General features: G+C 62.2%; 20 protein-coding genes, 1 tRNA gene and 1 pseudogene. 17 read left to right on the top strand and 5 right to left on the bottom strand.

Annotated elements, in window-relative coordinates; genetic code table 11:
- Window positions 1–21: 21 nt before the first annotated feature.
- The gene (locus FMA36_RS05385) at window positions 22–474 is read right to left on the bottom strand and encodes a methylated-DNA--[protein]-cysteine S-methyltransferase (RefSeq protein WP_159263645.1); all 453 of its coding nucleotides are present in this window, start codon (window positions 472–474) and stop codon (window positions 22–24) included.
- Window positions 475–573: 99 nt separating this feature from the next.
- On the opposite strand from FMA36_RS05385, the gene mnmE reads away from it, so the two are divergent.
- The 13 genes from mnmE to FMA36_RS05320 all read left to right on the top strand — a co-directional run bounded on the left by mnmE (window position 574) and on the right by FMA36_RS05320 (window position 15,064).
- On the top strand, window positions 574–1,881 hold the full coding sequence (gene mnmE / locus FMA36_RS05380; protein ID WP_159261386.1) for a tRNA uridine-5-carboxymethylaminomethyl(34) synthesis GTPase MnmE: 1,308 nt from the start codon (window positions 574–576) through the stop codon (window positions 1,879–1,881).
- 12 nt (window positions 1,882–1,893) lie between these two features.
- Window positions 1,894–3,765 (top strand): tRNA uridine-5-carboxymethylaminomethyl(34) synthesis enzyme MnmG, encoded by a 1,872-nt coding sequence (gene mnmG, locus FMA36_RS05375; protein ID WP_159261384.1) that lies wholly within the window; start codon window positions 1,894–1,896, stop codon window positions 3,763–3,765.
- A 17-nt stretch (window positions 3,766–3,782) separates the two neighbouring features.
- The gene (gene rsmG, locus FMA36_RS05370) at window positions 3,783–4,391 is read left to right on the top strand and encodes a 16S rRNA (guanine(527)-N(7))-methyltransferase RsmG (RefSeq protein ID WP_159263643.1); all 609 of its coding nucleotides are present in this window, start codon (window positions 3,783–3,785) and stop codon (window positions 4,389–4,391) included.
- Window positions 4,384–5,211, top strand: a complete 828-nt coding sequence (locus FMA36_RS05365; RefSeq protein WP_159261382.1) for a ParA family protein — start codon at window positions 4,384–4,386, stop codon at window positions 5,209–5,211. Before rsmG ends, FMA36_RS05365 begins: the two co-directional genes overlap by 8 nt.
- The gene (locus FMA36_RS05360; RefSeq protein WP_159261380.1) at window positions 5,208–6,107 is read left to right on the top strand and encodes a ParB/RepB/Spo0J family partition protein; all 900 of its coding nucleotides are present in this window, start codon (window positions 5,208–5,210) and stop codon (window positions 6,105–6,107) included. The genes FMA36_RS05365 and FMA36_RS05360 overlap by 4 nt, the downstream gene beginning before the upstream one ends.
- Before the next feature lie 83 nt (window positions 6,108–6,190).
- Window positions 6,191–6,266: transfer RNA gene (locus FMA36_RS05355), tRNA-Lys, on the top strand.
- Window positions 6,267–6,422: 156 nt separating this feature from the next.
- On the top strand, window positions 6,423–7,160 hold the full coding sequence (locus FMA36_RS05350; RefSeq protein ID WP_159261378.1) for a gamma-glutamyl-gamma-aminobutyrate hydrolase family protein: 738 nt from the start codon (window positions 6,423–6,425) through the stop codon (window positions 7,158–7,160).
- Window positions 7,157–7,933 (top strand): pseudouridine synthase, encoded by a 777-nt coding sequence (locus FMA36_RS05345; protein WP_159261376.1) that lies wholly within the window; start codon window positions 7,157–7,159, stop codon window positions 7,931–7,933. The genes FMA36_RS05350 and FMA36_RS05345 overlap by 4 nt, the downstream gene beginning before the upstream one ends.
- Complete coding sequence (rsmD, locus tag FMA36_RS05340; RefSeq protein ID WP_159261374.1) at window positions 7,933–8,508, top strand: 16S rRNA (guanine(966)-N(2))-methyltransferase RsmD; 576 nt, start codon at window positions 7,933–7,935, stop codon at window positions 8,506–8,508. Before FMA36_RS05345 ends, rsmD begins: the two co-directional genes overlap by 1 nt.
- Window positions 8,509–8,663: 155 nt before the next feature.
- Complete coding sequence (locus FMA36_RS05335) at window positions 8,664–11,510, top strand: DNA translocase FtsK (protein WP_159261372.1); 2,847 nt, start codon at window positions 8,664–8,666, stop codon at window positions 11,508–11,510.
- Window positions 11,507–12,265 carry an RluA family pseudouridine synthase gene (locus FMA36_RS05330; RefSeq protein ID WP_159261370.1) on the top strand — a complete coding sequence of 253 codons (759 nt, stop codon included), beginning with the start codon at window positions 11,507–11,509 and terminating at the stop codon, window positions 12,263–12,265. The genes FMA36_RS05335 and FMA36_RS05330 overlap by 4 nt, the downstream gene beginning before the upstream one ends.
- Window positions 12,247–14,358: a hypothetical protein gene (locus tag FMA36_RS05325; RefSeq protein WP_159261368.1), complete on the top strand. Its 2,112-nt coding sequence runs from the start codon at window positions 12,247–12,249 to the stop codon at window positions 14,356–14,358. The genes FMA36_RS05330 and FMA36_RS05325 overlap by 19 nt, the downstream gene beginning before the upstream one ends.
- A gap of 34 nt (window positions 14,359–14,392) precedes the next feature.
- The gene (locus tag FMA36_RS05320; RefSeq protein WP_159261366.1) at window positions 14,393–15,064 is read left to right on the top strand and encodes a histidine phosphatase family protein; all 672 of its coding nucleotides are present in this window, start codon (window positions 14,393–14,395) and stop codon (window positions 15,062–15,064) included.
- Window positions 15,065–15,192: 128 nt separating this feature from the next.
- Here the strand turns inward: FMA36_RS05320 and FMA36_RS19680 are convergent, their stop codons facing one another.
- A complete protein-coding gene (locus FMA36_RS19680) occupies window positions 15,193–15,315 on the bottom strand; it encodes a hypothetical protein (RefSeq protein WP_276612603.1) in 123 nt (40 codons plus the stop codon).
- Between the two features lie 169 nt (window positions 15,316–15,484).
- Between FMA36_RS19680 and FMA36_RS05315 the strand changes: the two genes are divergently transcribed.
- Together FMA36_RS05315 and FMA36_RS05310 are read left to right on the top strand one after the other, a co-directional pair.
- Window positions 15,485–15,946: a nucleoside deaminase gene (locus FMA36_RS05315; protein WP_240906484.1), complete on the top strand. Its 462-nt coding sequence runs from the start codon at window positions 15,485–15,487 to the stop codon at window positions 15,944–15,946.
- 122 nt (window positions 15,947–16,068) lie between these two features.
- Window positions 16,069–17,646 carry a DegQ family serine endoprotease gene (locus FMA36_RS05310; RefSeq protein WP_159261364.1) on the top strand — a complete coding sequence of 526 codons (1,578 nt, stop codon included), beginning with the start codon at window positions 16,069–16,071 and terminating at the stop codon, window positions 17,644–17,646.
- A 505-nt stretch (window positions 17,647–18,151) separates the two neighbouring features.
- Here FMA36_RS05310 and FMA36_RS05305 read toward each other — a convergent pair.
- Complete coding sequence (locus FMA36_RS05305; RefSeq protein WP_048859179.1) at window positions 18,152–18,988, bottom strand: IS5-like element IS1031A family transposase; 837 nt, start codon at window positions 18,986–18,988, stop codon at window positions 18,152–18,154.
- Between the two features lie 258 nt (window positions 18,989–19,246).
- On the opposite strand from FMA36_RS05305, the gene FMA36_RS05300 reads away from it, so the two are divergent.
- Entirely contained in the window at window positions 19,247–20,269 is a 1,023-nt protein-coding gene (locus FMA36_RS05300) for an IS110 family RNA-guided transposase (RefSeq protein ID WP_159261362.1), read from the top strand.
- Between the two features lie 518 nt (window positions 20,270–20,787).
- On the opposite strand, the gene FMA36_RS05295 is transcribed toward FMA36_RS05300, so the two are convergent.
- Window positions 20,788–21,669 (bottom strand): hypothetical protein, encoded by an 882-nt coding sequence (locus tag FMA36_RS05295; RefSeq protein ID WP_159261359.1) that lies wholly within the window; start codon window positions 21,667–21,669, stop codon window positions 20,788–20,790.
- Window positions 21,670–22,553: 884 nt separating this feature from the next.
- Window positions 22,554–23,474: an SDR family oxidoreductase gene (locus FMA36_RS05290; RefSeq protein ID WP_159261357.1), complete on the bottom strand. Its 921-nt coding sequence runs from the start codon at window positions 23,472–23,474 to the stop codon at window positions 22,554–22,556.
- A 151-nt stretch (window positions 23,475–23,625) separates the two neighbouring features.
- On the opposite strand from FMA36_RS05290, the pseudogene FMA36_RS05285 reads away from it, so the two are divergent.
- Window positions 23,626–23,775 (top strand): annotated as a pseudogene (locus tag FMA36_RS05285) (type 1 glutamine amidotransferase domain-containing protein); the annotation flags it as partial.
- Between the last annotated feature and the right edge of the window lie 52 nt (window positions 23,776–23,827).

Genomic DNA, 23,827 nt, shown 5'->3' with positions numbered 1-23,827 from the left:
CTCCTGTTCAGCGATGCAGGATCAAAGCGGGGTGGCGGACAGGGTTTCAAGGTCAAGCAGGAACTGCCGGTCGCGTGCGCCTTCATCACCGGGATAGCTGTCCGGGTCGTAATCCGGGCAATCGGCAAAATCGATGCGGTGGCAGGGAATGAAAATGGGGATGGGGTTCTCGGCGCAGGCGCTGAGAATGGTCTCGGGCGATACGCCTGCCCGGTGGGCGGCATCGCGCCAGTTGACCTGCTGGCCCACGGGAATACCCAGCATGAACTGCCAGGCCGCCTGCTGCTCGGGCGTGCCATAGGGGGCCAGGGGCAGGTCGCATAGCGCGGCCTCGCCATCAAAATAGGCTTCCAGCCAGGAGCGGGCTTTATCCAGCAGGGGTGTTTCTTCCTGGTCGCGGCCCCAGCCCCAGTCAAGCGCCACGATCTTCCCGTCTTCGGCGGAGACGGTGAGGGGGGCCAATGGCGAATGCATTGAAAGTTGTGGCATGAGTCACCTTGATCAGGACAAAGAGGTGAACGATAACGCCGTTGGCAGCGCTGGCAAAATGATGATGACCTGATGGAGGAAAGAATGCAGGAAAGTGATGGTTCTCCCCCGGTCATTTTTGCTCTGGCCAGCGGCCTGTCGCGCGCGGCAATCGCGGTCATGCGGCTGAGCGGGAAGGGAAGTGGCCGGATTGTGGAAAGCCTGTGCGGCCGCCTGCCTGCGCCCCGCCGGGCCTCGCTGCGTGGCCTGTGGAACCGGCAAGGCCCCACGCCCGTGCTGCTCGATCGCGCGCTGGTGCTGTGGTTCCCCGGCCCGGACAGCTATACGGGCGAGGATAGCGCGGAGCTGCACCTGCATGCAGGCCCTGCCGTAATCAATGCCGTGGCTGATGCGCTCGTCGCCCTTGGCGCCCGCCCGGCCGAGCCGGGCGAGTTCAGTCGCCGGGCCTTTGGCAACGGGCGTCTTGACCTCATGCAGGCCGAAGGCATTGCGGACCTGATCGATGCCGAGACCGAGGCCCAGCGGCAGCAGGCGCTCGCCCAGGTTGATGGCGCCCAGAGCCGTCTGTACCAGCAATGGGCCGACAGGCTGCGCACGCTGCTGGCCCATCAGGAAGCGCTGATCGACTTCCCCGATGAAGAGCTGCCGCCAGAAGTGGAGCAGGGCCTGCTCGATGGCCTGACGGCGCTGCACGCAACCATGGCGGCCTATCTGCGCGAAGGGGCAGGGGCGGAACGGCTGCGTCGTGGGCTGGTCTTTGCCATTGTGGGTGAGCCGAATGTGGGCAAGTCCAGTCTGCTCAATGCGCTGGCGGGGCGCGATGCGGCGATCGTATCCGCTCGGGCGGGCACCACGCGCGATGCGATCGAGACCCGTATCGTGCTGGGTGACGTGCCGGTAACGCTTGTCGATACTGCCGGATTGCGCGAAACAGAGGATGAGATTGAAGCCGAGGGCGTACGGCGTTCAATGTTTCACGTGAAACAGGCGGATTGCGTGGTGCAGGTCTTTACCGGCAGCACCCTTCCGCCCCGGCTGGAAGAGGGTGGGCTGCTGGTCTGCAACAAGATCGACCAGCAGCCAGCGCCGGAAGGGGCAATTGGCATCAGTGTTCTCACCCATGCGGGCATGGATGTGCTACAGACAGTGCTGGCCGGGAAAGCCCGCGCCCTGACAGCAGGCCGGGCCAACGCCCCGCTGACCCGCGCGCGCCATCGTGCCGCAATCGAGGAGACGGCACACCATATCGGGCGCGCGCTTTCCCTGGCGTGGCCGGAAATGCGGGGCGAGGAAATGCGGCTGGCCATGCGCGCGCTTGGCCGCCTGACGGGCGTCGTGGATGTGGAAGCGCTGCTGGATACCGTGTTTGGCCAGTTCTGTATTGGCAAGTAGGAGCAAGGGGTGATGGATCGGGCCTATGATGTGATTGTCGTCGGTGGGGGGCATGCGGGGTGTGAAGCCGCCGCGGCCGCCGCGCGTACGGGCGCGCGTACCTTGCTGCTCACGCACCGGCGCGATACGGTGGGCATCATGTCGTGCAACCCGGCGATCGGTGGCATCGGCAAGGGGCATCTGGTGCGCGAGATCGATGCGCTGGACGGGTTGATGGGCATCGCCGCCGATCGGGCCGGGATTCACTTCAAGCTGCTCAATCGCTCCAAGGGGCCAGCGGTGCATGGTCCGCGCGCCCAGGCAGACCGCACGCTGTACCGGCAGGCCATACAGGACCTGCTTGACCAGACCGAAGGGCTGGAGATTGTTGAGGGTGCTGCGGGCGACGTGCTGCTCGATGCGCAGGGCTGCGTAGGCGGCATTGTGTGCGAGGATGGCCGGGTGTTTGCCGCCGGTGCTGTCGTGCTGGCCACCGGCACTTTCCTGCGCGGCACCATCCATGTCGGGCATGACAGCGAACCGGCGGGCAGGGTGGGGGACCGGCCCGCCAATGCGCTGGGCGAACGTCTGGCTGCACTCGGCCTGCGCATGGGGCGCCTCAAGACCGGAACGCCCGCCCGCATCGCGCGCGACAGCATCGACTGGGATAGCCTGCCCGAAGACCGGGGCGATGCCGAACCTGAACCCTTCAGCCGCATGACGGACGGCATCACCAACCCCATGGTCTCGTGCCGCATCACGGCCACCACGCCGCGCACGCATGAGATCATTCGCGAGAACCTGCATCTTTCGGCGTTGTATGGCGGCGCGATCTCGGGGCGGGGACCGCGCTACTGCCCCTCCATCGAGGACAAGGTGGTACGGTTCGCGCAAAAGGACTCGCACCAGATCTTCCTTGAGCCCGAAGGCCTGCCCGGCAACCCTGATGGCGGGCTGGTCTATCCCAATGGTATTTCCACCAGCCTGCCTGCCCATGTGCAGCTTGAAATGCTGCAAAGCATTCCGGGGCTGGAACACTGCCGCATCGTGCGGCCGGGCTACGCCGTGGAATACGACTATGTTGACCCGCGCGAACTCGCCCCCACGCTGGAACTCAAAAGCCTGCCCGGTCTGTTCCTGGCAGGTCAGGTCAATGGCACGACGGGCTATGAAGAGGCCGGAGCGCAGGGCCTGATTGCGGGCATCAACGCAGCCCGGCATGCGGCGGGTGAAGCGGGGGTAACGCTGGAGCGCGGCGATGCCTATATTGGGGTCATGATTGATGATCTGACCACGCAGGGCGTGTCCGAGCCATACCGCATGTTTACCTCACGCGCGGAATACAGGCTGACCCTGCGGGCTGATAACGCTGACCTGCGCCTGACGCCACGCGGCATGGAATGGGGGTGTGTTGCACCACCACGCGCCGCGCGTTTCGAGGCAGAGCAGGCGGCCATTGATGCCGCCACTCATCGGGCCGGGCAGGAAACCTATGCACCGGAGCTTCTGCGCAGGGCAGGGATCAGTGTCTCGGCCGATGGGCGCGCGCGTTCGCTGCTTGATGTGCTGGCGACCGATGCAACACCTGCCATGATTGCCACCATCGCCCCGTGGTTTGCTGGCCTGCCGCCTCGCGTGGCCCGTCATCTGGCCACCGAGGCCCGCTATAGCGGCTACATTACCCGGCAGGATCGCGAGATTCGCCAGCTTGCCACCGAAGGCCGCATCACCCTGCCGCCTGACCTCGACTATGCGCAGGTTGGTGGGCTGAGCAGCGAGATGCAGGAGCGCCTTGCTCGCGTGCGGCCCGTGACCTTTGGCGCGGCCCAGCGTATTCCCGGCATTACGCCTTCGGCCCTTGTGGCGTTGCTGGCGCATATCCGCCAGCGTCAGGTCGCGGCCTGATGGCGCAGGGTGATTCCATGGCAGTGCTGGCCGATGTTTCACGTGAAACACGCGAACGGCTGGAGCGGTATGCCGACCTGCTGCTGCGCTGGAATGCGCGCATCAACCTTGTCTCCCCGCATGACCTGCCGCATCTGTGGTCACGCCATATCGGCGACAGCCTGCAGCTTGCCAGCCTGATTCCGTCTGGCGGCGTGGATCTGGTTGATATGGGCTCGGGCGGAGGATTCCCCGGTCTGGTCATCGCGTGCGCGACCGATGCGAACGTGACGCTGGTTGAATCCGACCAGCGCAAGGCTGCATTCCTGCGTGAGGCGGCACGGGTGGCGGGGGTGAAGGTGCGGGTCTGCGCGCAGCGGCTGGAAGTGGTTGATGTACCTCCCGCGCAGGTGGTGACGGCCCGGGCCCTTGCTCCCCTGTCGCGCCTGCTGGAATGGGGTGCGCGGTTCCTGCAGCCTGATGGTATCTGCCTGTTTCTGAAAGGACGCAACGCAGAGGAAGAATTGACGATGGCCCGTGCCGGTTGGCACATGGCGACAACCCGGATTCCAAGCCGTACCAATACGGATGGTGTGATTCTAGAATTGAGCGATATCAGGCGTGTCAGAGACCATAACAATGAATGATACGGGAAGCCGGTCAGCGTCTTCCCCCCGCATTATCGCGCTGGCCAACCAGAAGGGCGGCGTAGGCAAGACAACCACCGCCATCAACGTGGCGGCCGCGCTGGCCACCTCGGGGCTGAAAGTGCTGCTGGTCGATCTCGACCCGCAGGGCAATGCCTCGACCGGTCTGGGCGTGGGGTATGATGCCCGCAGCAGCGGCACCTATGCCATGCTGGAAGATGGCGGGCGCGCTGCAGGCGTGGTGCAGGCCAGCGCCGTGCCTGGCCTGTCGCTGATTGCGGCGGATACTGAACTGGCTGGTGCCGAGCTTGAGCTGGTCATGGCGGAAGGGCGCGAATACCGCCTGCGTGAGGCCCTGGCCCAGATTGGCAGCGATTATGACGTTGTGCTGATTGATTGCCCGCCCAGCCTTGGCCTGCTCACGCTCAACGCGCTGGTGGCAGCGCAGTCGGTGCTCGTGCCGCTGCAATGCGAATTTTTTGCGCTCGAAGGCATCAGCCAGCTGGTGCGCACCGTCAATAGCGTAAGCAAGGGGCTCAACCCGGCGCTCAAACTCGATGGCATCGTGCTGACCATGTATGATCGGCGTAACAACCTGTCGGAACTCGTAGCCGATGATGCCCGCAGCTTCTTTGGCGACAAGGTGATGGAAACCCTCATTCCCCGCAATATCCGTATCTCCGAGGCGCAGAGCCACGGGCAGCCGGTCATGAATTACGACCAGCGCTCCTCGGGCAGTCAGGCCTATCAGGCGCTGGCAACCGAACTGGCAGGGCGCCTTGGCTTGGCGGCTGGTCATAAAGGGAAGGCACGCGCGTGAAAACCAAGAAGGAAGCGGGTCGCCCCCGCCTGGGCCGTGGGCTTGCAGCGCTACTGGGCGAGCAGGTCAATGCATTGCCCGCGGCCCCTGCGGTCGAGGGGCGCAAGGCCCCGGAAGCCATTTCCAGCCTGCCGGTCGATGTGCTGGAGCCCAGTCCCTTCCAGCCGCGCCAGCAGATGGAACCGGGCGCGCTCGATGAACTGGCCAGTTCCATCCGCGTGCGCGGTATTTTGCAGCCCATTCTGGTCCGCCCCCATCCGCAGCGTCCGGGCACTTACCAGATCATTGCGGGTGAGCGCCGGTGGCGGGCTTCGCAGATTGCGGGGCTGCATGACGTGCCGGTGCATATCCGCCCGCTCGATGATGGCGATGCCATGGCCGCGGCTCTGGTGGAAAATCTCCAGCGCGCCGATCTCAACGCCATCGAGGAAGCCGAGGGCCTCCAGCGCCTGCTTGATGACTACGAACTGACGCAGGATGAACTGGCCAGCGCCATTGGCAAGTCGCGCCCGCATGTGGCCAATATGGTCCGCCTGCTGCAACTGCCGCCGCCCGTGCGTGATGCGGTGCGTCATCAAAGTCTTTCCGCAGGTCATGCCCGGGCCCTGCTGGCGCATGCCGATCCGGTGGCGGCGCTGAAGGTGGTGCTGGCGCAGGGGCTGAACGTGCGCCAGACCGAGGCCTTGGCCAGGCAGCACGAGCGCAAGGCCACTACTGCACGTGAGAAGGGGGAGAAAGCCGCCCGCAACCCCGAGATCGCCGCCCTTGAGCGTGATCTTGCCACAAGGCTGGGCCTGAAAGTGCAGATCAGCTTTGATGGCAAGGGCGGGAGTGTGAAGATCGATTACCGCTCGCTCGAGCAGTTTGATGGGCTGCTGCGGTTGCTCCAGCGCTAGGGAATATAAAAAAATTCAAAAAACCCCTTGCCAGCCAATGGGGTGACTGCTAGAAGCCCTCTCACCCGAGAGGGTAACCCTGTGGGCGCATAGCTCAGTTGGTAGAGCAGCTGACTCTTAATCAGCGGGTCCAAGGTTCGAGCCCTTGTGCGCCCACCATAGGGTTTAATAAGATTACATAAGTCCCCATCAAGGCTTTGCCGGTGGGGATTTTTTGTATCATGCACGTAGCGTGGCACTCTTGCAGCAGCACAGAAGGGGGAACAGCATGATGACTCCGTTCCGCCCGCCAGCCCGTCCTGCCAGGTCAGTGCCATGACCCCTTCACGCGCTCCCCTGATCGGTATCACGCTCGATAGCGAGCCACCTTCCACCACGGGCGGTTATTCCCGCTTTGCGTGGTATGCGCTGCGCCAGAATTACATGGACATGATTTCCGCCTGTGGCGGCCTGCCGGTAGCGCTGGGGCATGATACGGCACAGGCGGCGCAGATGGTGGCCCGGCTCGATGGGCTGGTGGTCACCGGTGGGGCTTTTGACGTGCCGCCCGATCTGTATGGCGATGAGCCGCCGCATGCGACCGTGCAGACCAAGCCGCGCCGCACGGCAGCGGAAATGGCGCTGCTCAGCGAGGGGCTGGCTCTGGGGCGACCGGTAATGGGCATCTGCGGTGGCATGCAGTTGCTCGCCGTGCTGCTCGGTGGGCGGCTGGTGCAGCATATTCCCGACACCTATCCCGCCGCTCTCGCGCATGAACAGCCCAACCCGCGTGATGAGGCGGGGCATGTAGTGCATGTAACCCCCGGCACGCAGCTTGCGCGCCTGGTGGGGCAGGAGGTGCTGGCCGTCAATTCATCGCACCACCAGGCGGTGGCGGATGCCGGGCGCGGGGTGATCTGCGCCACGGCGCCCGATGGCGTGGTCGAGGCTATTGAGCTTCCCGGCCATCCGTTCTGTATAGGGGTGCAGTGGCACCCCGAATTTGGCATATCGGCAGGAGACCGTCTTCTGTTCGAAGGGTTGATCGACGCTGCGAGGCAGACAGGAACATGACACAGGACCATTCCACCCAAGCCCCCTCCGCGCGTGGTGACCGTATTGCCAAATGGCTGGCCCGTTCGGGCGTGTGCAGCAGGCGCGATGCCGAGCGCCTGATTGCCGAGGGCAAGGTGCAGCTCAATGGCGCGCCGGTCACCCATCCGGCCACTTTTGTCGATGAAGGCGATATCGTTCAGGTCGAGCAGAAGGTGGTCGGCGCGCCCGACCGCACGCGGCTGTGGCGCTACCATAAGCCCGACGGGCTGGTCACGACCCATCGCGACCCCGAGGACCGCCCCACCGTGTTCGACTCCCTGCCGCCGGGCATGCCGCGCGTCATCAGCGTGGGCCGTCTTGACCTGAACAGCGAGGGGCTGCTGCTGCTCACCAATGATGGTGCACTCGCACGCAGGCTGGAACTGCCCAGCAATGGCTGGATCAGGCGTTACCGTGTGCGCGTGTTTGGGGTGGTTGATGAGCGCGCGCTGGCCTCCCTGATCAGGGGCAGCGAGTTCGAGGGCGTGCGTTATGGCCCGATCGAGGCGCAGCTTGATTCCGTCAAGGGCGACAATGCCTGGCTGACCGTCTCGCTGCGTGAAGGCAAGAACCGCGAGATCCGTAAGGTGATGCAAGGGCTGAACCTGCATGTCAGCCGCCTGATCCGCACCTCCTACGGGCCATTCCAGCTTGGCACGCTCAAGCGGGGCGAGCTTGAGGAAGTGACCGGCAAGGTCATCCGTGAGCAGATAGCAGGCCTTGCGGGCGGCAAGACCCCGCGCGGGGCCTGATGCGGATCATCGCAGGTGAATGCAGGGGCCGCACCCTGCTGGCCCCGCCGGGACAGGTCACGCGCCCCACGGCGGACCGGGTGCGCCAGGCCCTGTTCGATACGCTGATGCATGCGCCATGGGCCGGGGCGGACCGTTTGCGCGGCGCGCACGTGCTCGACGGGTTTGCCGGAACCGGTGCGCTGGGGCTCGAGGCCCTTTCACGCGGGGCGGCATCTGCGCTGTTTGTCGAGCAGAACCGCGCGGCCCTGCGGTGCCTGCGCGAGAATGTGCACGGCTGTGGCCTGCAGGACCGCGCCACGATTCGTGCCTGCGACATGCTGCGCCTGCCGCCGCGTGGTACTGCCGCATCCGCCGATCTGGTTTTTCTCGATCCCCCGTATAATCACGACCTGCCCAGCCGGGCGCTGGCCGTGCTGGAACGGGGTGGCTGGCTGCACGCTGGCACCCTCATCGTGGTCGAGACAGCTGCGGCAGAAGCACCCCCTGTGGCGGCGCAGCATCTGCTGCTCGAGCGGCGGCATGGAGCGGCCTGCCTGTATGCCTGGCGGCATGGGGCGGATGATAACGGGTGATTCATCGCCGTATTTTATCCTGTCGGCCTTCTTTCTGTCGTGTGGACAGGGTTATAGTTGTTTCGTTTGGCGGGAATGGCAGGCGCGGCATGCAAGGTCATCTCCCTCGTGCTTTTGGTCCCCGCAGGCGGACCTTATGATCGGGATGTGGATTTTTGGCGATCTTCAGCCGTTTTTTTCCTGAATCACTTTCCTCTGGCCCGGCCCGTTCGCGCCTGCGCGAACGGTTGGCCGAAGCCGGTGGCGTGGGATTGTGGATTCTGGCGCTGTGTCTCGCCATTGCGTTATGGAGTTATGATCCGCGCGATCCCTCCGCCAATACGTCGAGCGCGCAGCCGCCGGGCAACCTGCTCGGGCGGCCCGGCGCCTATATGGCCGATTTCATGCTCCAGAATTTCGGGATCGTGGGCACACTGGCCATTTTCTGCCTCATGGCGTGGGGCTGGCGCCTGATCCGCCACCATGGGCTGGTATCGGCGCTTCTGCGTCTCATTGCCCTGCTATGCGCCCTGCCGGTCATTGCAGCCGATGTCGCGGCCCTGCCGCTGCTGGCGGGACTGCACGCGCCACAATGGCCCACGCAGGCCGGGCTGGGCGGGGCAGTGGGCCTTTCGGTCGCGCATATGTCGATTCAGGCTGCCATCGTGTTCGTGGGGCATGGTGGGCCGCTCCTTGTCTGGGTGCTGGGGCTTGTGCTTGGCGCCCTGCTGGTGCTGCTCGCACTTGCCCTGTCCCTGTCGGAATGGCGGGGCATGGGGCGCGGTTTCCTGTTCGGGTTGCGCCAGCCCATGGTGCTGGTGGCCTGGCTGCGCCGCATGGCAGCGCGGCCCGAAGCAGGGCAGGGCGGGGCGCAGGCACCGGCCCATTCTCCCGCTTCTCAGGCGGCCCCTGCCGCAGCGCCACCATCCTCACTGGCGGCGCTGATCGAGGATGAAGACGAACCGCTTTTCAATACTGCCCTGACCGCATCTGCGCCCCATGCTGAGACCGGGCCCCTCGTTCGGGCGGGCGCTGCCCCCGGCACGGGCCTGATGCCGGTGAACGATGCGGCCCCTGCAGGCAGCCTGCGTGCGCCAGATGCTAAGAACATGCCCGCCACCACCACAAAGCCGGAGGATGCGGCGCGCCCGACGTTGCCCGGCAGCCGCAAGCTGGAAGGCGGCCGCCCGGCGCAGGTGTCGTTGCAGAGCAACTGGATGCACCCGCCGGGCATGGATGAGGATATTCCGCAGCCGTTGCTGGTGGGGGGGAATGACACGGCATCTGACCGCGCGCCATGGCATGACGAGCCGGGACCGCCCGAAAACACGCCCATCACCGATCATCCGGGCACGCCGCCCGCTGTTGAGGAACCGGCGCGCCCGAACCTCTTTTCACGCCTTTTCTCCGGTGGCCCGCGCGCCGATGAGGCGCCTGCCCGCCCGGATGCGTATGATGCACCTGCGCCCGCGGCTTCCGCCACGTCGGGCTATACGCCGCCGCAGCAGCCGCAGTGGCAGTTTCCCTCGCTTTCACTGCTGACACCGCCGCCGCCAGCCTCCACGACCAAGCCGACCGAGGAACTGCTCAAGGCCAACGCCGCCCAGCTTGTGACCGTGCTGTCCGAGTACGGGGTGCAGGGCACGATCGTGGCCTATCATGCAGGCCCGGTGGTCACGCTGTATGAACTCCAGCCCGCAGCCGGCATCCGCGCCGCCCGCGTGATTGGCCTGGCGGATGACGTGGCGCGCTCCCTGTCGGTGCTCAGCGTGCGCATTGCCACCGTGCCGGGGCGCAACGTGATTGGCATCGAGGTGCCGAATTCCCGGCGTGAGACAGTTTATTTCTCCGAACTGCTCATGGACCCTCGATGGGCGCATTCCCCCGCGCGGCTCAACCTTGCGCTGGGCAAGGATATTGCGGGTGAATCGGTTTATAGCGACCTTGCCGCCATGCCCCACCTGCTGATTGCGGGCACCACGGGGTCGGGCAAGTCGGTGGGGGTGAACTCCATGATCCTGTCGCTGCTCTACCGCCTCTCGCCCGAGCAGTGCCGCCTGATCCTGATTGACCCCAAGATCCTTGAACTGTCCATCTATGAGGGCATTCCCCATCTCATGACCCCGGTGGTGACGGAACCGGCCAAGGCGGTCGCGGCCATGAAATGGGCGGTGCGCGAGATGGATCGCCGCTACCGCGCCATGGCGCACCTGCAGGTGCGTAACATCGCCAGCTACAACGAGCGCGTGACCGAAGCCCGCGAGCGCGGCGAGATCGTGACCCGGCGCGTGCAGACCGGCTATGACCCCGAAACCGGCAAGCCGACATTCGAGGAGCAGCAGCTTGCCCTTGATTCGCTGCCCTATCTTGTCATCGTGGTTGATGAGATGGCCGATCTCATGATCGTGGCGGGCAAGGAGATCGAGGCCCTGCTGCAACGCCTGGCCCAAAAAGCGCGCGCGGCGGGCATCCATCTCATTCTTGCCACCCAGCGCCCCTCGGTCGATGTGATTACCGGCACCATCAAGGCCAACTTCCCCACGCGTATTTCGTTTCAGGTCATCAGCAAGTTCGACAGCCGCACCATTCTGGGCGAGCAGGGGGCCGAGCAGCTTCTGGGGCGAGGGGACATGCTGTTCATGCAGGCAGGCGGGCGGATCACGCGCGTGCACGGCCCGTTCGTGGCGGATGCGGAGGTGGAGGCCGTGGTGGCCTTCCTGCGCACGCAGGGCGAGCCGATCTATGATGATGATGTCATCTCGCCCCAGGAAGAGGACAGCGCGGACAAGCCCTTCGCTGCCCCTTCTGGTGGTGCTGAGGAAGATGGCCTGTTTGCGCAGGCGGTTGAAGTGGTGGCGCGTGAGGGCAAGGCATCGACCTCCTTCATCCAGCGCCATCTGTCGATCGGCTATAACCGTGCGGCCAAGATCATCGAGCAGATGGAGAAGGAAGGGCTGGTCAGCGAGGCCAACCATGTGGGCCGCCGTGAAGTGCTTATGCGCCGCCCGACAGAAGACGAATGAGGCAACCTTCGCCCCGGCCTGCATCCGTGCAGCCCACTGGCTCCCTGCCGTTCACGGTTCTCTACCGTGACAACCGCTTCGTGGTGCTGGACAAGCCACCGGGGCTGCCGGTCCATCCCGGTCGAAAGGGCGGCCCGAGTGTGGAGGACTGGTTTCCCCTCCTGTCACGCCACCGCAACGGGCCATGGCTGGCGCACAGGCTGGATCAGGATACGGCAGGCTGTCTGGTCGTGGCGCTGCGCAAGCAGGCTTTGGTGGCGGCGCAGGCCTGTTTTGCTTCAGGCCAGGCCCGCAAGACCTACTGGGCCATCGTGCATGGCACGCCTGCAGGCCTGTCTGGCGTGGTCGCTGCCCCGCTTGGCCGCGTGGAAGAGGCCGGGCAGTGGCGCATGCAGCCCAATGTGCAGGATGCGCCGCCCGCGCGCACGCGGTGGCGGGTACTGGGGCAGGGCAGGGATGCGGCGGGTGAGCCCATAAGCTGGCTGGAACTGGTGCTGGAAACCGGGCGTACCCATCAGGCCCGCGCCCATTGTGCCCTGATCGGCTGCCCCATACGGGGAGATGAGCGCTATGGCGCGCCCACGGCCGGGGCGCTACACCTCATGAGCCGCGGCATCAATCTGCCGCTTGACCCGCCCGTGCGGGCCACGGCTCCCCCACCAGACCATATGCGCCGCCTTATGGCCGAAGCGGGCTGGGTCGTGCCGCCTGCCAACGTGGAAAAGGAAACAGCACGGTGTTCGCCCATACTCTGACGCAGGAGCTGCTGCGTGTTCTGGAACGGCCAGACCTGCGGGTGATTGCGGGCGCGCGGCGCATCGTGCTGGACCCGGTGCTTGAAGCCCCTTTCCGCATCCTGCCCGATGGGGGGATCGTGCTTGGCCTGCCGCTTCAGGGCAATCTTGAGCAGACGGCCTTCTTCCTGCGCCATGCGCTGGAACTCGCCGCCCTGCTGGAACGCGCGCCCCAACAGCCGTTTCAGGCCGCCTTCTGCGCCGCCCGTACGGCAGCCCTGTTCTGGTACCTTGATACGGGCCGGGCCGATACGGATGCGCCCGCCGCATGGGTGCCGCTGATGGCCGGATCCGACGTGCCAGACAGCACGACCCTGCGCGCGATGTGGCCCGCGCTTGCCCCCTTGCAGCCAGCCCTTGCAGCGCTGCCGGTGGCGGCCGATTTCACGGCATTGCAGGGCGCGCTGGCCCCGCTATGGAAGCTGCTTGGCCCGATCGAGACCCTGATGGCCACGGGCGGCGATGCCCGGCTGGCGGTGGACCCGGCAACGGGGCTGAACCATTACGGCTGTTCGCACCGGCCCCGGCCATGGGCCATCACCTTTGCTTCGTCCACGGCCTCGTCACTGTCCGAGCGCGGCTTTGCAGGTGCTGAAACGGCCCGTCTCGCTTTGGTGGCGGGGGCATTGCAGGGCCGGGCGGAAGAAGCGGCACAGACGCAGGATGCCGGTATACAGGCTGGCATCGCCCGTGCTTTTGGCCTGACCGGGCATGAAGGCGTCGTGCTCGCTCCTTCGGGCACGGATTGCGAACTCTATGCGCTGGCCCTTGCGGCGCTGGCGCCGGGTGGCCGCCCCGTCAGCAATATCCTCCTTGCCCCCGAGGAGACGGGCAGCGGCGTGCCTCTGGCCGCGCAGGGGCGCCATTTTGCCAATGATACCGCCCTTGGTCATGGCGTGACCCGGGGCGCGCGCATTGCGGGCTTTCCTGCTGATACAGAGGTGGTCAACGTGCCCATGCGCGATGGGGCGGGCCATGTGCGCGCACTGCCAGAGGTGGATGCGCAAACCTGCTGCCTGACGCATGAACTGCGCGCTTCAGGCCGCCATGTGCTGCTGCATCGGCTTGACCTGTCCAAGACGGGCCTGCTCGCACCGGGGCTTGCGGCGCTGGAACAGGCAACCGCCCCGCTGGGCGCTGGCACGGATGACCGGCCTGATGTGGTGGTGGATGCCTGTCAGGCGCGGCTCGATCCGGCACGGGTGCGTGCCTATCTGGACATGGGCTGGATGGTGATGGTGACCGGCTCCAAATTCTTTACCGGGCCGCCTTTTTGCGGGGCGCTGCTGTTGCCTGCCTGTGTGCGCGGCAGGCTTGATGGCCCGCGCGACCTGCCCGCCGGGCTGGCGGATTACAGCTATCGTGCCGCCTGGCCCGCAGGCCCCGCGCGCAATAGCCTGCTGCCAGGGCACAATGTCGGCCTTATCCTGCGCTGGCAGGCGGCATTGGCTGAAATAACGGCGTTTGGCGCCATACCCCGCTCCGTGGTGCGCGACCGGCTGCGCAGTTTTCTTGCCGCCGTCACGGCACAGATCGCGGCCAGTCCCGTGCTGGAACTGCTGCCGCCTGTCGCTCCCACCCGGCCCGGCCCGGATGACACATGGGACTGCCTGCCAACCATCATGAGCTTTTTTGTCCGTGCCCCCGATAGCCCTGAAGGCGGTTTTCGCCCACTGGCGGTAGCCGAGGCGCGGCAGTTATATGCGTGGCTCAATACCGATCTTTCCGGCTGCATCCCCTCTGATGATGCTGATGCGGCCCTTGCCGCGGTGCTGTGCCATGTGGGCCAGCCGGTGCCGCTGGCCCATCCCGACCTGCCGGGTGAACTGGCTGGCGCGTTGCGTATTTCGGCTGGCGCGCGACTGGTTTCGGGCGAGCCCTCGCATGAGGGCATGGACCCGACCGAACGCCTGCGCCGCGAGGCGCGCAATGTCGGGCGCATCCTTGACAAGATTGGCCTGATCCTGCGGCACTGGCCCCGCCTTGCCGCCATGGCGCCCGTGCAGACCTACCTGCCGCATGGCTGGCGCGCGCGCGCGATTCTGCCTGCCTGACTTTTTCCTGTTTTTTTCATGATGGATTTCCGGCGTGACGATACAGACCAACCACGGCAATTTTCTTGATACCCCGCAACTGGAGAAGGGGGTGACCCGCTTCTGGCTGATCCGCCATGCCCTGGTGGAGCAGAATGCCCGCATGCGGCTGTATGGGGCGATGGATGTGCCGCTTTGCCCCGACAGCCTCGTGGCGCAGCGCGGGATGTACGAAACACTGGCCTGCCGCCTGCCAAAACCCGCTTTGTGGTTTACCTCGCCGCTGTCACGCACCCAGCATACCGCGCGCGCCATCCAGAAGGCTGGCTATGGCCCGCATGACTGGTGCGTGGAGCCTGACCTGACCGAACAGTCGATGGGCGAGTGGCACGGCATTACGCATGACACGCTGCCCGACAAGCTGAGCCTGCCTGCCCATCCGTTCTGGTCAGTGGGGGCAACCGAACTGCCGCCGCAGGGCGAAAGCATGGTGCAGGTGTGCTCGCGCGTGGGGGCCTGCCTTGACCGCCTTGCCGCCGAGCATGAGGGGCAGGACATGGTGGTGGTCAGCCATGGCGGAGCCATTCGCGCAGCCCTGGCCCATGCCCTGCGGGTTCACCCCGAAACGGCGCTGCATTTCTCCATCCAGAATCTGGCGCTAAGCGTGATCGAGCGCCTGCCGGAGGGATGGCGCATTGTAACCGTGAATGACCTGCCACTGCCCTGAATTAAAGTCTCGATAAAAAGCGGCAGTTTTTGGGTGCTGCCTTTTTTTAAAAGGCAGCGTTCTTTGAAGCTTTTTGAAAAAAGCTTTACCAGAAAATTTTATTCCGCTCAGTCCATTGCAGCCAATCCTTAGCGCAAGGCACAGGTGAGCAGGCAGGTCTCGGAAGGGCGTGCCGCAGGGTGCAGGTCATTTGATGCAGCCAGTCCCGCCACGATCGCGGCGGTTGCCAGAATGAGCGAAAGCGTATGCATGACCCTTTCCTCTGCTGCTGGAGCGGCTGCCTTGGTCCGTTGCGGGGCAGATGCCCGTCTCCTGACCCGTTAACCATCATGGCCATGCGGGGTTGCTCCAATCCAGTAAAAAGTTGCGGTTTTGCGCGGGGTACTGGCCCGTAGCGAGGGGGCTGGGTATCATGCGGGCATGACACGTCCGCTCCCGGCTTATTTCATGGATATTGCGATGGCAGAGGCGCGGGCCGCTGCGCTGCGCGGCGAGGTGCCGGTGGGGGCCGCCCTTGCCGGGCCGGAGGGGCAGGTGCTCGCGCGTGCGGGCAACCGGGTGGAGGAGTGGCATGATCCCTCCGCCCATGCCGAAATGCAGGTCATGCGCGCAGCGACCCGCCTGCGCGGTGGGCAGCGCCTGGCAGACTGCACGCTTTATGTCACGCTGGAGCCATGCCCCATGTGTGCAGCAGCGGCGGTGCATTTCCGTATCGGCCGGATTGTCTTTGGCGCCTATGACCCCAAGGGCGGGGGCGTGGAGCATGGCCCGCGGGTGTTTGCGCAAGCCCGCTGCCTGCACCGGCCCGAGACGGTGGGCGGCGTGCGCGAGCGCGAGGCCGGGGCGCTGCTACGGGATTTTTTTGCCCGGAAGCGTGCCTAACCTATTTGTCATGCAACGGTATAACACGTGTTGGCTCTCTTGCGGCACAATGCAGGGAATGGGACTGTAATGCTCAGGCGGCCAGTCCCGCCCCGTTGTTTCGAGATTTCAGCAGGACCTCCATGCTCAGGGATGCCATGTCAGACGTAGTACGGTCGAACACCCTTTCCCCCCGCCGGTTTCGCACGCGGTTGCTGGCCTCGCTGGTGGCCAGCACGGTTGCCGGGGCAGGGCTGGTCTGCGCACCTGTGGCGCGGGCCGATGAAACCGGGGTCATCCGCCCCGATACCCAGATCCAGCAGCTGCCTAACTTCGTCAATCTGGTCAAGCAGGTCAAACCGGCGGTGGTCTCGATCACGGCCCGCATCAAGGATGCTGACACGGGCGAGGAAATGGGCGGCGGTGGCGGCGGCATGCAGGGCGGCTTTCCGTTCCCGTTCCCTTTCCAGATGATGCCGCAGCAGGCGCACCGCACGGTCGAGGCGCGTGGCTCGGGCTTCGTCATCTCGCCCGATGGCTACGTCGTGACCAACAACCATGTGGTCAAGGGTGCGACCAAGGTCACGGTCACGCTTGATGATGGCACGGCGCTGCCCGCCAAGATCGTGGGCCGCGATTCAAAGACCGATATCGCCCTGCTCAAGGTCTCGCCCTCGGGCAAGCTGCGCTTTATCGAACTTGGCGACTCCGACAAGGTCGAGCCGGGTGAATGGGTGGTGGCCGTTGGCAACCCATACGGGCTTGGCGGCACGGTGACCGCAGGCATCGTCTCCGCGCGCGGGCGTGATATTGGCGATGGGCCGTATGATTCCTTCATTCAGGTGGACGCGCCCATCAATCGTGGCAATTCCGGTGGCCCGCTGTTTACGCAGGATGGCAAGGTGGTGGGGGTGAACACTGCCATTCTTTCGCCTTCGGGCGGGTCGATCGGCATTGGCTTCGCCATTCCGTCCGATACCGTGAAAAACATTGTCGAGCAGCTTGAAAAGACCGGCCATGTCACGCGCGGCTATCTGGGGGTAACGGCGCAGGAAATCACGCCGTCCATGGCCAGCGCGCTGGGGCTGAAGCCCTCGGCCACGGGGGCACCGGCCACCGGGGCGCTGGTAGCCAGTGTCAGCGTGGGCAGCCCGGCCGAGAAGGCGGGACTTAAGGCCGGTGACGTGGTGACCCAGCTCAATGGGCAGAATATCGATACGCCCCATACGCTGGCAGTCAATGTGGCCTCCATCACGCCCGGCACCAAGGCATCGCTGTCCTACCTGCGCAACAACAAGCCGCAGACGGCAACCGTGCTGATTTCAAGCCTGGGCAAGGGCAGCACGGCCGATGGCACTGTGGGTGACAACGCGCATGATGCCGACAAGGGTCCGAAACTGGGCGTAACCCTTGCCCCCCTTACGCCTGACCTGCGCCAGCAACTCGGGCTGGAAGAGAGCGTGCGCGGCGTGGTGGTGAGCGACGTGCAGCCCGGCTCGCCCGCCGAGCAGGCTGGTATCCATGCTGGTGATGTCATTCAGGCGGTGGGCGAAGTGCCGGTTGAAAACCCGCGCGCCACTGTCTCGGCCATAAGGCAGGCTTTCCAGGCCAATCACTCGGTGCTGCTGCGGGTCGTGCGCAACGGGCAGAGCGTGTTCGTGGCGGTCAGCCCCAATGCCGATGATAATGATGCGCCGACCGGTGATGATGACGATCAGTAAGATCGGGTGAACTGAACGGATTGGCATGAGGGCCGGGGCAATTCTGTCCCGGCCTTTTTTGTGTGGCGAAGGAATGGGGCTGTGACGGGGGGGGAGCGGAATGTCTCCTATTCGCCATAGTAGGCAAAAATCCGTCATTCATTTCATGATGCTCAACGCGGTTCGCCGCGACAGCCTCGTCTTTTCATAGATTGAGGTGAAGATTGGCGCTCAAACGAAACCCATGTAATCAGCTGCTCGGCGTTCGATCCGTTGAAACTCGAGGTGTTCTGGATAACCATCTAGGCCAATCACCTTGATAGGTCCCGGCGACGGAGAGTGCATACATACGATCGTTGCCGTTACGGCGTCGTCTGGAACGATGGCCTCATGATAAACATGATTTTCTATGCGGTAGCAGTCACCCGCCTTGAGGGTTTGGATATTACTCACTCTTGCCCGCACTCGCTCAGCAGTTTTTTGCAAAACGTTCGCAGTATTTCTAAGAGCCCGATCCGAAAGTTTTTCAAGCTTGACAATGCCTTGCTGTCCGTCGTGTGAGCATGCGGATCGAGGCGATCAATGTCCATGCGGTTGAGGACGCAATGGATTGTTCCCAATCTTTGGCGAGCCGCCTGCACCGTCCCAGCCAGGCGAATGTCCGTTCAACCACCCAGCGGCGCGGCAGGATCTGAAAGCCTTTCACCGTATCGGACCGCCTGATGATTTCGACCGTCCATTTTCCCATGGAGGCGAGCGCGGATCGCAATTTCTCGCCAGCATAGCCGCCATCAGCGAAGATGTGGCGCAGCCAGGGAAAGCGCCTGCGTATTGCCGCCAGGACATCAACGGCCCCATCACGATCCTGGATATCGGCGGCATGAACGAGGAGAAAGATCAGGAAGCCGCAGGTATCAGTCACGATATGGCGCTTGCGGCCCTTGACCTTCTTGCCCGCGTCATAGCCCGAAAGCCCGCCGCTTTCCGTAGTTTTCACCGACTGGCTGTCAATCACGCCCGCGCTCGGGGAGGCTTCACGCCCCTCGATCTCGCGCAGGCTCATGACCAGCACCGTATTCATGACCTCGAACAGCCCGGTATCACGCCAGGCGTAGAAATAGCGCCTGACAGTCGAGACCGGCGGAAAGCATTTCGGCAGCAGGCGCCACGCGCACCCGGCCGAGGCTATGTAGAGCATCGCATTGACCACCTCGCGCATATCCGTCGTGCGAGGGCGACCGCCCCGTTTCGCAGGGGGCACAAATGGCATGATCAAAGCCCATTCCCCGTCCATCATATCCGATGGATATCGCAGTCCTTCCCGGCTATGTTCACGTCGGGCAATACCAGTCCATGTCACCATTCACTCCATCTCTTCGTAAAGACGGATGAATCACAACAGGCTGGTATTGTTCAAAAACTTTCGGATCAGGCTCTAACATATTTGTTGCCAGCGTAGGCCACTTCGTACACAGGCTGCCCTCCGGCCGTTACTGCCGAAACGTCATAAAGAACGTTCTTGATCTGCCCTGTGAGATGGGGTGGTTGCCGTCCTCCCCGCACGGCATCGCAATGTGCCAGAATGGTCGTTGGAAGAAACGACTGCGCGAAAGGACGGCAGATGAAGGATACAGTGATAGGCATTGATCTGGCAAAGAACATTTTCCAGGTTCATGGAGCTTCGCGTGCGGGCGAGGTGATGTTTCGCAAAAAGCTGCGTCGTCAGCAGTTTATGCAGTTCATGGCCACGCAGCCGCCTGCTCTGGTCGTTCTTGAAGCGTGCGGGAGCGCGCATTACTGGGCTCGCGAACTGGCAGGAGCTGGTCACGAGGTCAGACTGATCGCTCCGCAGTATGTGAAGCCTTTCGTGAAGCGCCAGAAGAACGATGCTGCTGATGCGGAAGCGATCGTCATTGCGGCCCGTCAGCCGGAAATGCGCTTTGTCGAACCACGCACTGAAGCGCAGCAGGCGCGTGGCGTTCTTTTCCGGGCCCGGCAGCGTCTGGTGCACCAGCGCACGGAACTGGTGAATGCCCTGCGTGCCGTTCTGTATGAATTCGGTCTCGTCGTGCCACAGGGGATTGCGCATATCAGACACATTGAAGCCATGCTGGATGAGGCGGTTCTGCCAGAGGCTGTGAAGCAGGAATGCCTTGATCTGCTGCGACAGATTTCGGAGCAGAGTGTGCGGATTGATGTCAGAACAAAGAAGATCAGGATGCTTGCCCAGGAAAGTGAAAACACCTGCAGATTGCAGAGCATGCCTGGAGTGGGTCCTCTGACCGCTCTTGCGATTGAAGCTTTTGCGCCTGACCTGCAGAGCTTCCGGCGCGGGCGCGACTTTGCTGCGTGGCTGGGGCTGGTGCCCCGTCAGTTCTCATCTGGCGGAAAGGAAAGGCTGGGGAAGATATCAAAAGCCGGGCAGGCTGATATCCGCAGGCTTCTCATCATGGGCGCCATGACCCAGGTGAACTGGGCCAGCCGTAAGGCCCCTGCACCGGGAAGCTGGCTGGCACGGATGCTGGCCCGCAAGCCCCGTATGCTGGTAGCCATTGCGCTGGCCAACAGGATGGCACGAGCCATCTGGGCCATGGCAACAAAACAGGAGGATTATCGGGATCCGGCCCTGTCCGTGGCAGCCTGAGCGATGGCTCGGCTCCCGCGGATGGAACCGGTAGGGGTGTGAGAGGGCGATGACCTGAATGGGCGCATGATCGTCTGATCCGGATCGGAAAAACCAGTGGATTTCTCTGTGCTTTAAAGCACGCCTGTGAGATTTGGATCTGATCCGCTGATCACCATACTGGCCAGTGGCTTCTGAAAGGCCACATCAACAGGCCTTACAGAAGACCGCACACGATCACACGTCAATATGGGTCAGAAAACTCTTGCATAACGGACGGCAACCACAGAAGAATTCGGCTCTCAATCATTTTGTCGTGGGTGTGGATCATCCCCGGCATGCCAGTCAAAATTCTTGGTCCTTTCGGCCACCAATGAAGCCGCCAGTCTTCGAACCCGGACCTGAGGAGGACTACGGCGAAGCCGTGCGGGTGAACCAGACAGGTAGGATCTGACGCCTTCACCCACGACTGGAGGCTTGCAAATAGGGCAGAAGTTGAAGCCGATCTGACGTAATCGAGCGTGAGTGGGAAAGGAATTTTAACGGGCATATGGTGAGGGGGCAGTTTTTGCCTTCGCCGCACCAGCGCCGACAGTTGCTAGCAAAGAAGATCCGTCTAACATTTCCTCCAATGTTGTCGGTAGTGACAAACCATTGCTTCCAAGCCTAACCTTTATCGCATCATCGCGCGTCCAATTGAATTCGGTCAGGAAGGCTGAGTAGGCCCTATCATCGCGGCGATAACGTGACGCTGTATCCTTGGGATCTTCCCGGGTGACGATAAGTTCGTCTGATGATCCGTCAATTCGGAAAATCGAAAGTCGATCGCTCAAATAAAGATCAACCTTCACTAGGCTGCTGTGGGTCACCACGGTATCGATCAGCCGCAAGATCGTCGCCAACACTTCCTGCTGCACATATTCCTTTGTCCACACCTTGGCGTCAAAGGAGGTACTTTTCCGGTAAGCCGCGTATTTCTCGCATAAAGCGTCATTACGAAAATTGAGTAGCACTACTTCGATTTGGACAGGCCTGCGGGACTTTATGGCGCTATTCACGAGTACAGGGAGAATTTCCGCCCTGAAATGGCGGCCAGTGCGCACGAACAGCTTATAGTCTGCCGTATTCTCGGCTATCTGCCTTAGGGCTTGGCCGACATCTTGAGGCAGCAGCTCTTGGGCAGAGGCAAGTTCGAAGGGGTCTTCGAAGAAAAAGGCAAGATAGAGCGCAGACCCAAGGGAGAATATGGCGCTGGTGACAATCGAAACTAAGACACTAATGAGCAGGTTCCAGCCGCGAGTGTCCAATGTGAACCAATAAAGAATCCATACGATAAAACAGGAAACAATGATAATTAAGATCGATGAAAACAGGAAAAATTTACGCTGGTAAGGCGAACTCATAACACCAGAAAGTGACATTTGATCCTCTCCGTTTTGTCGATATTAAACGCGGAATGCCATCGAAACCAAGCTGCTTCGATGGCCACTAAAATCGGATTGATGCCGCCTTCTCGGACCCGCGCAAGTGTTAATTAAGTAAATATATAAGACATTCCCCTGTTAAAATAGAATTTATAGTAAGTTATTTATATAATTTCACACGAAATCAAATTCATATACTAATTATATTTGATGATTTATATTGATAAAATGTCTCAATTTATTGTATTACTATAAGAAAACAATAATTTTCTATCCTAAAATGAACAAGTGTTTTTTCGCATAATTAGTATTTGTCGGGATAGTAGCTTGTAGTAGAATGCCGAGAGAAATTGGGTTCCCACGGAGCATGAGATGGCTTGGTATTTAAATCTAAATGATCTTCACAAGACAGGTAAGCCTCAAAACACTTGGTAGACTCACTATTACAATCCTGGGAGCGAAGTTCCTATATCGGGAATCTACAAGTGCCGACACTGCAAGAAAGAGATTACATCGAACAAGGGCGATCCTCTCCCGCCTCAGAATCATCACCAACATGCGACCAATCTCGGTTCCATCCAGTGGGAATTGATCGTCCGTACGAACACAGAAGGCAATTAAGCGAGAGGAGGAATAACCGCTATCCGCTGCTGTGAGATCCAAAGGCACCACGCGACTCTTGCCTCCAATCGCAGCCAACCGACGATAGTTTTATACGAGGCTGAAGCTTCTGCTTTCGCTGAAAACCGTCATCGTAGCAGCGAAGCGGAGACGACGACTTTGTCCCAAACTCTGTCTATAGCGGTCTGCTTGACAATGTCGGCTTTCGGGCAATGGTCACAGCCGCTTTAATGTCTGACATGACGGCGGTATCCGCCTCTCTATTCCTTCCTGATCACTTCCAGACCCTCCTCATATGTCGTGACAGAAAACTCGGGGAAACGGCGTTTGAACTTCGTTGAATCGAAGAGATTGTCCTGTTCGTAGCGTGGCAGCAGTTCCCTAATCTCCCGCACCTTTTTTGAAAAAATGCCTGCGATGATCAGTGGCCACTTTCCAATGACCGAATAGGAGGGCGCGTGCCCGAAAATCCTGCTCGCCATGGTGACGAATGTCCTGTAGGTCGGCCGATCATCACAGCATGGCAGATGCCAGGTCTGGCCATAAGCATCCGGTGTGTTGCCCAGGGTTGCCAGCCCGCGGCTTGCATCCGGTGTCCAGATGAGGGTCCGGCGCGTATCGTCACGGACCGGGACCAGCGGTCTTCTGCCCGCTTTCAGCCTGTCAATGATCAGGGCATTGGTGAAGCTCTGCGTTTTCCCCGGGCCGTAGAATTCCGGTGCGCGGGCGATGAGCACGGGGATGTCTCTTCGGACCATTTCTTCCAGCACCATGGACGCCATTGCAGCGCGCACCCGCCCTTTCCGGCCAACCGGGGCGAAGCGTGTTTCCTCCGTCTGGATCGCGCTGTTCTGCGGATACATGTAGGTATTATCGAAATAGGCAAAACTGGCCCCGGCCGCCCGGCATGCCTGCAGGGCGTTCTTCAGCATGACCGGAAACTGCTCTTCCCACAGTGTGCTGTCCGGGGGCAGGCCGGCTGTGAAATAGACGATCCGGCTGCCTTTCACCGCCTGTGTCGTCTGCTCTGCATCCAGCAGGTTCGCAGCCATAAGGGTATCGTCGTCATTGACCTTGCGGGGATTGCGGCTCACAAGCCGCAGGTCACCCGTATGATGCTGATGCAATGTCCGCGCCAGTTCCGTGGCGATCTGGCCATTTGCGCCCAGAATTGTCTGCATGTGGGGCTGCCTCCATGGTGCCGAGCAGGTTTGCCCTTACAACGCTAACGTTGAAGTCAGATTGAATGTCAAACGACAGATTGACCTTCAACTGGACTTGAACGTTACAGAACGGTTGTTCGACTACCCTGCCGCATGAAAGGGACCAGCCATGAGCCGTCATATCCTTCACGTTGCCACCAACATCGCGCATTTCGACAATCCGGCGCACCCGACCGGATTATGGCTGTCGGAACTGACGCATGCCTGGGACGTGTTTGCCGCCAGGGGTTATGAACAGCGCATTGTCAGCCCCAAGGGGTAAGCTCCCGGCGACTGACGCCTTGCTGAATACTTCTGGTCTGGTTCAGCTA

The organism is Komagataeibacter xylinus (assembly GCF_009834365.1).
Lineage (GTDB): Bacteria > Pseudomonadota > Alphaproteobacteria > Acetobacterales > Acetobacteraceae > Komagataeibacter > Komagataeibacter xylinus_D.
Note: the sequence above shows the minus strand (reverse complement) of the source record. Positions and strands in the feature narration are given on the sequence as shown.

Coding starts and splice junctions, on each gene's coding strand:
- FMA36_RS05385 (WP_159263645.1), bottom strand. CDS start 474: ATGCATTCGCCATTGGCCCCCCTCACCGTCTCCGCCGAAGACGGGAAG.
- mnmE (WP_159261386.1), top strand. CDS start 574: ATGCAGGAAAGTGATGGTTCTCCCCCGGTCATTTTTGCTCTGGCCAGC.
- mnmG (WP_159261384.1), top strand. CDS start 1,894: ATGGATCGGGCCTATGATGTGATTGTCGTCGGTGGGGGGCATGCGGGG.
- rsmG (WP_159263643.1), top strand. CDS start 3,783: ATGGCAGTGCTGGCCGATGTTTCACGTGAAACACGCGAACGGCTGGAG.
- FMA36_RS05365 (WP_159261382.1), top strand. CDS start 4,384: ATGAATGATACGGGAAGCCGGTCAGCGTCTTCCCCCCGCATTATCGCG.
- FMA36_RS05350 (WP_159261378.1), top strand. CDS start 6,423: ATGACCCCTTCACGCGCTCCCCTGATCGGTATCACGCTCGATAGCGAG.
- FMA36_RS05345 (WP_159261376.1), top strand. CDS start 7,157: ATGACACAGGACCATTCCACCCAAGCCCCCTCCGCGCGTGGTGACCGT.
- rsmD (WP_159261374.1), top strand. CDS start 7,933: ATGCGGATCATCGCAGGTGAATGCAGGGGCCGCACCCTGCTGGCCCCG.
- FMA36_RS05330 (WP_159261370.1), top strand. CDS start 11,507: ATGAGGCAACCTTCGCCCCGGCCTGCATCCGTGCAGCCCACTGGCTCC.
- FMA36_RS19680 (WP_276612603.1), bottom strand. CDS start 15,315: ATGCATACGCTTTCGCTCATTCTGGCAACCGCCGCGATCGTGGCGGGA.
- FMA36_RS05315 (WP_240906484.1), top strand. CDS start 15,485: ATGACACGTCCGCTCCCGGCTTATTTCATGGATATTGCGATGGCAGAG.
- FMA36_RS05310 (WP_159261364.1), top strand. CDS start 16,069: ATGCTCAGGGATGCCATGTCAGACGTAGTACGGTCGAACACCCTTTCC.
- FMA36_RS05305 (WP_048859179.1), bottom strand. CDS start 18,988: ATGGTGACATGGACTGGTATTGCCCGACGTGAACATAGCCGGGAAGGA.
- FMA36_RS05300 (WP_159261362.1), top strand. CDS start 19,247: ATGAAGGATACAGTGATAGGCATTGATCTGGCAAAGAACATTTTCCAG.
- FMA36_RS05295 (WP_159261359.1), bottom strand. CDS start 21,669: ATGTCACTTTCTGGTGTTATGAGTTCGCCTTACCAGCGTAAATTTTTC.
- FMA36_RS05290 (WP_159261357.1), bottom strand. CDS start 23,474: ATGCAGACAATTCTGGGCGCAAATGGCCAGATCGCCACGGAACTGGCG.